An 11,258-nucleotide genomic window follows, 5' to 3' on the forward strand; every position below is an offset into this window, starting at 1 on the left:
CTTGCTATCAATAATCAAAGTTTTCATATAATGACCGAATTTCTTACTAATAGCCAGTTTAATTAATTTTAAATTGCTTAATATAGTTTGATTTATTCTTGCCCACTTCCTGATATTAGATAAAATACTTCCTTTATTTTTGGCTCCACCTTTGCGTAGCGTAACGGAGCGAAGGGGTACGGGAGACGCGAGGAGAAACCATAAATAGATTTAATGCACAAATTTAGCCTTGCCATCTTAGTAAGGTTGTCTGCAAAAGCATCTCCTAATTATTTGAACTTACTTAGTTAAATAGTCGGTCGATAACCACCAAAAACAGCAAAGCTAAAATTTTTATACCAACAATCCACATTTTGGAACCCAGCTGCTTCTAACCAGCTAAGTTGAATATCAAGAGTTGCCATACGATCGTATTCCATGCGTTTTTGTGCAGCTTTGAGATCCTCTTCTGAAATATTCTTAGCGCAGACAGAATCTAGCCAGTGTTGACGGTAAAGTTTTTCTAAATCAGGGGTTTTGCCGAGAACTTGATCGGCATTGATAAATATCCCTCCAGGATTGAGGACATCATAAATCCGTTGATAAAGAAGTTCTTTGTCAACATCTGACAGATGATGAATCGATAAGGCAGAAATTATCAGGTTATATGAATCACCTAAATCAGTCTCAATGTAGTCACCAATTAAGATTTTGGGAGATTTACCCATTTTGCTAAATCTCAACTTAGCTTTTTCTAACATCTCAGGCGCTAAGTCTAGCAAAGTGAACTCTGCATTAGGGAAGACGGACTGAACCATACCTGAGTAAAGTCCAGTACCAGCCCCCAAATCTAGAACCTTCAATGATGCAGTGCGATCGCCTGGGATAATTTCAACAGCTGTTTTGTAAAAGTCATCAAAACAGGGAATTAGAATATGACGTAAGTTATCGTAATCTCCTGCGGCAATATTAAAAGCTTCTTGAATATTCATTTTTTAATCTTTCATATTCAGAAAACACAGCCTGAGTGTTGGGACTTCGCAGTTTATTTTGGCTACAGATAAAATAGGTAGGCGAGAAAATTTATAACTATATAACGAAAACTTAACCATAGGTACTAGAGTTAAATTTTACACGTTGTGTACTATAGTTTTCTTTTTCTCCCCTACTTGTAACGCCATCAAAGACCGCATAGGCAATGGTGGTACTCATCATACCAGCCATGTGCGTTTAGCCTAATTATTTCTGCTCGATCTACTCTCTGTGGCAAATCCGCAGTTGTTAGCTTTAACAGGGTTCTGTCTTGCTGACGAGTGAAGAATATCCTTAAACGGACGCCCATATATAAGTCACCTCGGTAGATGCATTCTACGTATTTACTTACCTTTACACAGGTGAATTTTTTCGTGCCTACCTACTTAAACAGACCTTAAATCCTTATTAACCAACAACGCAACCGAAGAAGCTCTTTTACGCTTGCGTATTGAGACAGCACCAAACATAGCGCAACTAAACAGCGAACCTAGAATTGTTGAGGGTTCTGGGACAGTATAGACGCTCACCTGATTACTTTTAGATTCTATTAAGGTTAAATGAGTTAACTTATCGAAAGTACGGGAATATTTACCCTTAAAGCTAGTCAAAGCATATTCCTGTGTTCCGCCAAAAGATTTATCAATAGTAGTCTGACTTGAATCAAGAGTTATGCTACTACTTGGTTCAAATACAAAAGCATCATTGTTACCTATAGTTGATAAATTTCCAGAAATTTTGAAAGAGTCTAAAAGATTACCACTATCGCTGTCGTATAACTGATATAAAAACTCTCCACGAGCATTTGCACGTTCAGTCACTGCATCATCAATGGATGTTTTAAGGTTAAACAAGCCACTGAAATCAAAAGAAAACTCTTTGTCAACTATGAAATTATAACCGATAATCCCAGCAAAGCTTTCCGCCGTCCCTGTATAGCCATCACCCTGACCTTGAGCTTGGCTGAAGGACAAATTGGAGGCAGAGTTATTTGCATCGATATTAAACTTAGCCTCAGCGTTAGCATCAGCAGTTACTTGACCACCTGTGCTAATTGCTGTGGTCACATTATCAGTCAAAGTCCTAACATCTGAAGGGCTGCTACTAAAGTTGTTGATGTTGAATCTTGACTCAGAATATGCAATGGTAGCAGCTTGGCTCGGTAAGGTTGCCAATATGGAAGTAGCGATCGCTGGAGTAGCCAATGCCAAAAAACGCTTTACAAATTTGGTGTGCTTTTTCATACAACTTCTAGTTTTTTGTTTTACGATGTTAAGATTGCAAATTTGTCATGCTTATCTACTGCCTTACTAATGAGTAAGAGCCAAGTATAGGCAAGCAGGATGGTCAGCCTGGTTACTTTCCAAGCCATGTTTGTCTTATGTAGAAGAAATCTTCTATTTAATGGCTAATTTTTATTTACCATTTACGCACTTATATATAAGTAATAACCGCATAAGTAATTTAGTTATTAAATCTGGCGTGCGGTCAATTGGTTACATATTCATACTAACCGTGCATCCACTAGGTTTTTGTAAAGCTGGAGTAAAAAAGAGCATTTTTTAATTGGGGTTTACGTAAGGATTCAGTATGGAAAAGTTCACAAATTCAGTAGGGAGGAGTTCACATAAGTAATGTTGGTGCCTGAGCATCCTTTGATGAGCAAGCAAGTCACTGTAAAACCAAGTAACGATCGCCTGTACCAATTACCGAAGTCAGGATTAGTATCAATGCCGTTTGTTTCAGGCAATACGCTTCGGATAAGCATTTTGAACTCAGAATAGGATTTGGGGAAAAGGGGAATGGGTTTGCGGTTAAAGGTTTTTTATTTCTCTTTCCCCTTTACCCTTTAACCGAACGTTTAAATTTCAACACTCAATTCGCCGCGATTTTAGGCAAAGCTGCACTAAGAATCATGAATAGCTAACGGCAACAACAAGCGACTGACTACCCGATTATCTGGTAACTGATAGAAATTTAACTCTCCTCCTAGTTCTTGCATGAGGTTTTGGCAGATCGCCAGATGTAAAGCTGGTGGTTGGTCGAGCTTTGAAGGAACAAGAACATCTTTCGGTGTATTATCATGTAGTTCCGTGAGTAGCTGTGGTTCGATCGCACCGTTATATGTGATCGATAATTCTAGGGATGTCTGATGTTCAGCTGCTCCAGTTGTAGAAGAAGAATATTTTATATCTGAGGGTTTTGACGCATCTAAACGGCGACACCAAATATCAATTCTGCTACCGGTTTGAGAACGGTTACAGGCAGTAACCAATAATTCATGGATAACTAATTCAATTTTGACAATATCACCAGCGATCGCCATTGCAGATTGAGCGCTGGAGGGAGGAACGCCTCTAACTAATGAAGAATTCTTGGGCGCTTCTTGCTCGTCAATTGGTTGTCCCAAACCATGCACACCAATCCACAGCTTTTGTTGTTTGAGTAAATTGTCGATCCGTTCGAGCGATCGCTTCAATAAACTAGCTATGGGCATAGTTTCCCAACTAATATGTAGCTGCCAGTGTTCGAGTTTTAGCATTCCACTCATGGAGGTGGCTGTATGATCTAACTGCCGCAGCAATAGCTGGTAGCGCATCTGAGTCAGCTCATTTGCAGGAATGCCCAAATCGTGTATTTGTTTCAGGGAATGGGCCGTTATTCTTTGAATTTCCTCTAGACGACGATGTTTGTACCAGTTGAGTTGTCGTAATTCTTCGGTTGTGGATTCTAAAAGTCGGGTAACTTGCTTTTCACGACGCCACCAGGCTAATTGAGAAATCAGAGTTGCTGTTGCACTGAGGTTTTGTTCTGACCAACGACGCTCTTGATAGTCTACAAGCAACACAACACCAGTGGTTTCATAAACAGCAGTTGTACGTAATGCCATTACCAAAATTTGACTTTTGTCTGGAACATTCAACCATTTCCGGGTTTCTGGAGGTAAATTATCCACCTTCAAAGTCAGGTAACTCTCTGTAGTAAGTGCCCACTGAATTAAGGCTTCAGCCTGGATAGAAATAGATACATCAGAAAAAATCCCAAATTGGCTATTGTCAATCACTCCAGGAATAATTTCTGCCCGACTTTCACCAGGTGCCCAAGATAGCATTAGCGCTAGAGGACAGCCCAAAATTGAGGCTATTTGTTCGAGTGCTGTACGTTCTAAATGCTTTTTTTCGACCTCAATGCTGTTCTGGGATTGTGTCAGGATGCGTAAGCATTGCTCAAAGGCCTGGGAAGTTTTTTGCTGCTGGGTAGTGCGGTTATGTAATTGCCACTGACGAATAATTACACCAATCTGTTGACTGACAGCCCACAGCAATTCTTTTTCTAGGGTTGTCCAAGAACGAGGGCTTTCATGAGCGATCGCCAAAAGTGCTGCTGGTATATGCTCGTGAGTGCATTTACAAACAAGTAGCGATCGCACATTATTCTCTAACAATGAGGGTCGCCAGTTAAAAAAGCGTAAATCTTCATCTAAGTTCTCAATTTCCACCGCCTGTGTTGAACCTTGCAAAAGCTGCCCGTCTAATTCTTTGAGAGTATGAAGGGTAAATGTCAACGGTCGACGATTTTGGGGCTGACTTTGGTAAGTAAATTGATAATTCTTCTGCTCGGGGTCATACTGCAACAGCAAAAAGCGGGTAGCACCTAATCGAGCTAAAACTCTTTTAGCACAACTGTGTAAAGTTGTCTGAAGGTCATGTTCGCTATAGATACCTTGAGCAACTTGGCTAGTCAGTTGAGCATCCTCTTGAATCTGTTTGATCGTGCTTTCCATGCTTTCGGTAGGTGTAACTAGGGAGATTAAACCAGCAACACCCTGGACAAAATTTTTGTCTGTGTCCGTCCAGATGCGAGGTTCATTGCTTTCCACCGCCAGAAAACCGACTAAGTTCTTTTGCCAGATAATCGGAGCTGCCAGGAGCGATCGCACGTTCAAACGTTGCAGCAATTTAGCCGTAAAATGGCTTTTTAAAGAACTGCGGGCATCACCAATGGAGACTATTTGGTTAACTGCCAAAGCATAATAAAAATCGCTCAAGTCCTGTACAGTCATTCCCGCTGCTTGCTGACTGCTAGTATTGCGATCCATTTTGACCAGCTGATTGCTCATTCGACACCAAAAGTAGCGCCCTTCGCGCTCAAACCAGTAAACATTTGTCCGACTGGGGGAGACAAATTTATGAGTTGCTTGCACCGCTGCTTCAAGTCTTTGATTCAGGTTGCTGAGGGTGCGTAAATTTTCCAGCAATTCTAATAATGGCTCGTCAGTTCGCCTGGTTTGCTTTTGGTGCTTATGCATTTCATTTTGATAAAGCACTGCCCCCAGTTCACCTAAAACCATCATCAAACGTGCTTTTGTTTCTCCTGTCAGTAAGTAGCCCCAGCGTTCTGAACCCAGTAATACCAAGCCCAAGCAACGGTCTTTGTAGCGAATTGGTAAAATAATCGTTCCTTGGATGTGGAATTTTTCGGCTATTTTTCGCCATTCGGCGGCGCGGATTTCAGTTTGCAAATCAGCTACGCCTAAAGGATGTTGTTCAATTACTACTTGTTCTAATAAATCCCCAGGACTGAGAACAACTCTTTGGCGTAAAAAGCTCATGTCGCGATCGGGTGTGATGCCTCCTTTTCCGAATAATATGTGATTCAGGCGATCGTAAAGAGCAATCCAAATCAGTTTATAGTCAAACTCTTCTTTGAGATAAGAAATAGTAGTTTCAATCAGAACGTCAACATCATCTTCTTCTCTGAGGTTCTGGAGGACGCGTCCCAAAGAGAGGATCTGCTGTTCGGCGGCTATAGGTTTTTGCGGCTGCCCCATCTGATTTATTGGTTAACATAACTTGTAATATATAAGATGCCCAGAAAAGCACCCTGAGTAATATTGCCACAGGTGTTTGCTAAAAATTGTAGATAACAGGTTCGTTAAAGTTAGATTATGGAGTGCTAGGGAAATGGGCGAAACTCCGTCCGATGCTCAAGAGGAGCAGAGACAAGTCTCAGAGGAAAAGCGAGAGTCTGCTGAAAATACCAGGGTCTTGCAAGAAGAGCAGCGACAGCTTGCTGAAGATACCAGGCTCTCACAAGAAGATCAGCGACAGCTTGCTGAAGAAATAAGAAATTCTGCCGAAAAAATGCGGCAGCTTGCTGAAGAAATGAGAAATTCTGCCGAAGAAACGCGGCAGCTTGCTGAAGAAATGAGAAATTCTGCCGAAGAAATGTAGCAGCTTGCTGAACAAGTGCGGCAATTTAAAGAAGAACTTCGACAAGCTAAAGAGGAAGCGCGGCAGTCTACCAAATTAGCGTAGTTTTAAGGATTGAAATGGATATTTATCAACTTGCTATTCGTCCGCTTTTGTTTAATGTGGTAAAAACCGATTCAGAGTGGTTACATCAGCAGACGATTCGCAGTTTTAATTGGCTATCGCAAACGCCTTCTAGTTGGGTAAACCAACGTTTAAAGCAGTCTTTATGCCTGTACGATTCCCGTCTAGAACAAAATTTGTTTGGGCTAAACTTTCCAAATCCGGTAGGGTTAGCGGCTGGCTTCGACAAGGATGGAGTCGCTGCGGACATTTGGTCTAACCTGGGTTTTGGCTTTGCAGAACTAGGAACTGTAACTTTTCACGCACAGCCTGGAAATCCCCGTCCTCGTTTGTTTCGCCTCCCGTTGGATAAAGCTGCTCTCAATCGGATGGGTTTTAATAACAGTGGTGCAGCAGTAATGGCGGCACGTTTGAAACAAGGAAAGCATGAGTTAATCCGCTCGATACCCATAGGGATAAATTTGGGTAAATCTAAGATAACTCCCCTAGAAGCAGCCGCACAGGATTATCTCGATAGTTTTCGTTTACTCAAAGATTTGGGAGACTATTTTGTTGTTAATGTCTCTTCTCCCAATACACCAGGGTTGCGATCGCTCCAAGATGCTTCTATGCTCAGTGCCATCTTGAATTTATTACAAGAAGAAAATATTGCACGAAAACCTATTTTTGTCAAGATAGCGCCAGATTTAGATTGGGTTGCGATCGCTGACATTATAACTCTTGCTAAAACCTACCAACTGGCGGGAATTATCGCCACTAATACAACCATCAGCCGTGATGGACTCAAAACCCAGTTGATTGACCAAAATGGCAAATCACCCCAGGATGAAGCTGGCGGAATTAGTGGTGAACCATTGCGCGATCGCTCCACTGAGGTAATTCGTTTTATTTGGCAGCAAACTCAAGGACAAATCCCAATTATTGGGGTTGGTGGTATTTTTTCCTCAGAAGATGCTTGGGAAAAAATTACTGCTGGTGCTAGCTTGATTCAGGTTTATACAGGCTGGATTTACGAAGGGCCAATGATGGTACGCCGAATTCTAGCTGGTTTACTTTCCAAGCTAGAACAAAGCGGATTAAATTCCATCAACGAAGCTGTGGGTTTACAAGTAAAAAGTAAAAAGTAAAGCTTTAAAGTTCTTCCTTTTACCTTTTAACTTTTGCTTTGTTCTTCCTCTACTGGGAAAAACTCTTTAGTTTTTTCCGAGAATGACCAGGCAATACCATCAGGGTCTTTGCTGCGGCTCCACTCAGGAAACTCTGGATCGTTTCGCCGTTTATAAACCGTACTGGAATAGACATTTAGCCGTTTAGCAAGTTCAGATTGGATCAGAGAGCCAAAAATTAACTGTTTTTCCAGCGATCGCTTAACTTCTTCATGTGTTTGCTGTGGGAGTGATTCGGTTTCTGGTTCTTCCTCATGTGGGGTTGGTGGTGGTGCTAAAAGCGATCGCGCTGTTTTAGTAACTGGTTGAGCCGGAAGTTCTTTAACAGGCTCACTACTATCAAGAATATTGCCGAGAATGCTGGCAGTTATAAAGTAATAAGACTGCCCTGCATCTTCAGAGTTGACTATACTGGCACCAAATTCCGAGGCTTTACTATCCAAGTAGCGTTTTGCCGTTGTTCCAGGAAAATTGCCCCTGATTGCCAAGTCCATTGGCGTCAGTCTGCCTTGATTTTCACGAACCAACTGATGAAAAATTGGGTTAACTCGCACAGTCCACTGTTGCCATTGATATTCCTGCCAAAGCTTGAAGGCAATTACCAGCACAATTACCGCCAGTAAAATTCTCCAAGTAGCAACTAGGAAAATAATCAAAAACGAGATGGGCAAAAGTAGAACGAGAAAAGCCTTACCGTTACCTTCTATGGGTTTCTCACTCATGCCGATTTTTGCCAAGTGAATTTTAGTAAATAATATTATCTATCTTGGCAAAAATTGTGTCACTTTTTTGTATCTTTTGGCAAAGTTACGGCAAATTTGCCGGCAAAAGCTATATTCAGTAGGTGTTATAGGCTTATTACCTTTTTGCTCGTATAAGATTGGTCTGCGATGCCTACGGTGGTCACTGAGCTTGCCGTTCGCGGAGCGTCTCGTAGAGAAGTGCGGTAAACTACGCGCAAAAGTTTTTACCAGAGAAAATAAGAGGGTTTTGATGAGAGCGATCGTAATACATCTCAGCTTTTCTTTCCAAAGCAATAATTCTAAATTAGCTTACCAGACCCTTGACAACCGATAATACATATACTACATTAATAATACAAGTCAACTTTCATGAAGGAGTTAGCTTTCAGCAGTAGCGAATAGCTCAAATGGCAGAGCTCCCACCTTGCCCGGAAGGGCCGACGTATCGAGGGTTATCGCATATAACTAAAACACCCCCGATCAAACTTCTGGAGGTGTAGGTAAAAATCCTACTTCGTTACAGCAAATTTAATGCTGAGTTTTGAATTTTCATGTGGCGGGTAGCTCAGTTTGGTAGAGCGCTAAACATCCTTGTTCACCCCTTGCCTGCAAAGGCCGACGAATTAGGGTTATCGATTAGGGTTCGAGAGGTCGCGGGTTCAAATCCTGCTCCGCCACCCAAAACTTAATTTTGAATTTTTATCTGGTGGGTAGCTCAATCTGGTAGAGCAATGAACATCCTTATTCACCCCTTGCCTGCAAAGGCCGACGAATACGAGGGTTATCGTTAATTCATCGGTTGCAGGTTCAAATCCTGTTCCACCAGATTAAATTTTGTGTTTTTAATTTTCATGTGGCAGATAGCTCAGTTGGTAGAGCGCCGAAAAACATCCTTGTTCACACCTTGCCTGAAAAGGCCGACGAATTAGGGTTATCGCCTCTTAAGCCGGATGTCGCGGGTTCGATTCCCGCTCTGCCATCTTTCATTTTTGCCCGCAAGGGCCGGGAGATGAAGCGATGAATTACAATTTTTTCACTAAAAAGAAAACAACTACACCCCAAAATCAACCTATCCCCGGACGAGAAGCAGAAATGGTTCAGGGACGTTCCGGCGGCTGGATGTTTGATGCTGGCATTTGGAAAATGCTGCGCCGTTGTTTGTTGGTTGGCACAGCAAAAAGCACTTACTACGCAGGTAAACAGGAATTAACTGAAGATTTTGTGGCAGTTGTCAGACAAGCTGTTGCCGAAAATCCTGGCCGTGTAGCAGAAGAGATTTTGTATGCTAGCGATGGACGCGCCATTAATAACAGCGCGCCTATCTTGGCTCTAGTGTTGCTATCAATGGCTGAAGCACCAGAAGCAAAACAGGCGTTTGGTGAAATCTTCCCGCAAATTGTCCGCACTGGTAGCCACTTCTACGAATGGCTGAACTACACCAAATCTCTGCGGGGATTTGGCAAAGTAGTGCGGGAAGCTGGTAAAACTTGGCTCTCACGGGAGGATGTCAAGGGTTTAGCTTATCAACTGTTGAAATATCAACAGCGTCAAGGCTTCTCCCACCGAGATGCGTTGCGGTTGTTCCATGTCAAACCGCCTACAGAAAATCACCGTCAACTATTTGAGTGGGTAGTTAGAGGCTGGGAAGAATTACCAGCAGATATCCCCTCAGAAGCGTTGGCGCAGATTTGGTGGTATGAGTGGCTGAAGCGGAATCCAACCCAAACCCATGAAGCCATTTCCCAAGGACGCTTAACCCACGAAATGGCTGCACCAGTGGGCAAAATGGATAAGCAAGCTTGGCAGTTGCTATTTCAGGAAATGCCAATAGGTGCAATGTTGCGTAACCTGGGTTCTTTAACTGAACTGGATGTGTTGCGAACTGATGAAAGCGCTAACTTGCTGCGAGTAGAAGCAGTTCTCAATAACAAGGAACATCTGCGTAAAGGTCGCATCCATCCGATTGATGTTTTGAAAGCACTCAAAACATATAAATCTGGTGGAGCATTAGGACGCAGTAAGAAAACTTGGAATCCAGTTCCTCGGATTGTGGATATTTTAGAAAAGGCGGTTGAACTGTCTTTTGATGTTGTGCAACCCACAGGTAAAGTATTCATGCACGCCGTAGACGTTTCTGGTTCTATGGGTAGCATGGTTGCAGATATGGGGCTGACTTGCTGTGAAATTGCCACCACAATGGCACTGGTGACAGCAAAAGCAGAGAAAAACTACATGATTCGTGGTTTTGCTACAGAATTCCGGGAATTAGGCATCACTGCCAAAGATAGTTTTAGTTCTGCGGTTCGCAAAGCTAGCAACCAAAACTTCGGTGGAACGGATGCATCTGTAGCTTATGACTGGATGATTAAGAATAAGTTCAAAGCTGATGTAGTCTGCTTTTGGACTGACTCGGAAAGCTGGGCGGGGTATAAGCATCCAAGTCAAGCGCTGAAGGAGTACCGCAAAAAGGTAAATCCTAACGTCAAGGCGGTGTATGTCACCTTGACACCTTACCAAATTACTTTGGTAGATCCTGAAGATTCGCTGTCTTGGGATTTGGCAGGGTTTGACCCAGGTACGCCTCGGATTATCCAGATGCTGGCTACGGGTGAATTGTAGATATTACTGAAGGTTAAAGGATGAAACACTTTATCCTTCAGACTTCATGGCGGGTTATCCTTGTTCGCAACTTGCCTTTCGGGGCCGAAGAATTTAGGGTTATCGGTTACGTCTCCACCATTGTGGGGATTAGCGGGTTCAACCCCCGCACCCGCCTTTGTTTGATTTTTACTTGACACAAAGAAGAAGGCGATTTAATTTTTGAATGGTCGTTTTTCTATTTCAGCGATGGGTAAGAGTAGGGTGTCTTCGATGTGCGATCGCATCTGTCAAACTTCCTAGCTATAATTCAATACGGTTCAGTTAAGGCTGAAAAACTGATTAGTGATATGAAATTTAGGAGTTTCAACTCGTTGTCCAGTACCTCTGTGTTTTGGCTTTTT

7 protein-coding genes and 3 tRNA genes are annotated in these 11,258 nt (G+C 42.5%); 6 read left to right on the plus strand and 4 right to left on the minus strand.

What is annotated here, in order from left to right:
* Positions 1 to 287: 287 nt before the first annotated feature.
* The 3 genes from V7K45_RS29530 to V7K45_RS29540 form a co-directional block, all read right to left on the minus strand.
* The gene (locus V7K45_RS29530; protein WP_335008992.1) at positions 288 to 971 is read right to left on the minus strand and encodes a class I SAM-dependent methyltransferase; all 684 of its coding nucleotides are present in this window, start codon (positions 969 to 971) and stop codon (positions 288 to 290) included.
* 426 nt (positions 972 to 1,397) lie between these two features.
* Complete coding sequence (locus V7K45_RS29535) at positions 1,398 to 2,255, minus strand: PEP-CTERM sorting domain-containing protein (protein WP_335008994.1); 858 nt, start codon at positions 2,253 to 2,255, stop codon at positions 1,398 to 1,400.
* Positions 2,256 to 2,917: 662 nt separating this feature from the next.
* Positions 2,918 to 5,842 (minus strand): sensor histidine kinase, encoded by a 2,925-nt coding sequence (locus V7K45_RS29540; protein ID WP_335008996.1) that lies wholly within the window; start codon positions 5,840 to 5,842, stop codon positions 2,918 to 2,920.
* A gap of 133 nt (positions 5,843 to 5,975) precedes the next feature.
* Here V7K45_RS29540 and V7K45_RS29545 point away from each other — a divergent pair, with 133 nt between their 5' ends.
* Together V7K45_RS29545 and V7K45_RS29550 are read left to right on the plus strand one after the other, a co-directional pair.
* Complete coding sequence (locus V7K45_RS29545) at positions 5,976 to 6,245, plus strand: hypothetical protein (RefSeq protein ID WP_335008998.1); 270 nt, start codon at positions 5,976 to 5,978, stop codon at positions 6,243 to 6,245.
* 98 nt (positions 6,246 to 6,343) lie between these two features.
* Positions 6,344 to 7,474, plus strand: coding sequence for a quinone-dependent dihydroorotate dehydrogenase (locus V7K45_RS29550; protein WP_335009000.1), 1,131 nt, complete (start codon positions 6,344 to 6,346; stop codon positions 7,472 to 7,474).
* 26 nt (positions 7,475 to 7,500) lie between these two features.
* On the opposite strand, the gene V7K45_RS29555 is transcribed toward V7K45_RS29550, so the two are convergent.
* The gene (locus V7K45_RS29555; protein ID WP_335009002.1) at positions 7,501 to 8,235 is read right to left on the minus strand and encodes a hypothetical protein; all 735 of its coding nucleotides are present in this window, start codon (positions 8,233 to 8,235) and stop codon (positions 7,501 to 7,503) included.
* A 575-nt stretch (positions 8,236 to 8,810) separates the two neighbouring features.
* On the opposite strand from V7K45_RS29555, the gene V7K45_RS29560 reads away from it, so the two are divergent.
* The 4 genes from V7K45_RS29560 to V7K45_RS29575 all read left to right on the plus strand — a co-directional run bounded on the left by V7K45_RS29560 (position 8,811) and on the right by V7K45_RS29575 (position 10,875).
* A tRNA-OTHER gene (locus V7K45_RS29560) sits at positions 8,811 to 8,937 on the plus strand.
* Between the two features lie 23 nt (positions 8,938 to 8,960).
* A tRNA-OTHER gene (locus V7K45_RS29565) sits at positions 8,961 to 9,082 on the plus strand.
* A 28-nt stretch (positions 9,083 to 9,110) separates the two neighbouring features.
* Positions 9,111 to 9,236, plus strand: a tRNA-OTHER gene (locus V7K45_RS29570).
* A 37-nt stretch (positions 9,237 to 9,273) separates the two neighbouring features.
* A complete protein-coding gene (locus tag V7K45_RS29575) occupies positions 9,274 to 10,875 on the plus strand; it encodes a TROVE domain-containing protein (RefSeq protein WP_335009004.1) in 1,602 nt (533 codons plus the stop codon).
* The last annotated feature ends 383 nt before the right edge of the window (positions 10,876 to 11,258 follow it).

This window comes from Nostoc sp. (assembly GCF_036917375.1).
GTDB lineage: Bacteria > Cyanobacteriota > Cyanobacteriia > Cyanobacteriales > Nostocaceae > Nostoc.